The following is a 387-nucleotide window of genomic DNA, read 5'->3' as shown; positions in this document are numbered from 1 at the left end:
GGCATTTGGCTAGGAAAGGATCAACCAGGCTCCATCCAAGCGGCAAGTAGTCGACATTTACACACAACCACATGGCGGAAAATCATGATGGAGCTTGATTAAACACTATTGTGTATAATTACTAGCAGTCTTAATAATAACTCCATTAGTTTATTGGTAAGCTTGCAATTAAACTATTATAAAGCTTTAACAGAGCATATAAGATTGCCAAAATAAAGGAGAACCAAAAAAATAGATGAAAAAAGATCATACCGACCAAAGACATAAAGGTTAAGGAGTCTCCTAATTTAAATATAAAGTAAATAAAATAGATGAAGCACGAAAGAAAAAATAGACCTGCTAGAATATATAAGTTGAAGGTAGTCACGATGGATAAAAGACTTGAAA

Annotated in this window: 1 protein-coding gene; it reads right to left on the bottom strand. The window is 33.3% G+C overall.

Translation table 11 applies throughout. The annotated features are described in order from the left end of the window. Positions 1–145 precede the first annotated feature (145 nt). Positions 146–370 (bottom strand): DUF5366 family protein, encoded by a 225-nt coding sequence (locus AOA61_RS32760; RefSeq protein ID WP_368731119.1) that lies wholly within the window; start codon positions 368–370, stop codon positions 146–148. Between the last annotated feature and the right edge of the window lie 17 nt (positions 371–387).

The sequence above is a fragment of the Pseudomonas sp. 2995-1 genome (genome assembly GCF_002742505.1).
GTDB classification, from domain to species: Bacteria; Pseudomonadota; Gammaproteobacteria; order Pseudomonadales; family Pseudomonadaceae; genus Aquipseudomonas; species Aquipseudomonas sivasensis.
This window is presented reverse-complemented; position numbering and strand designations above follow the sequence as displayed.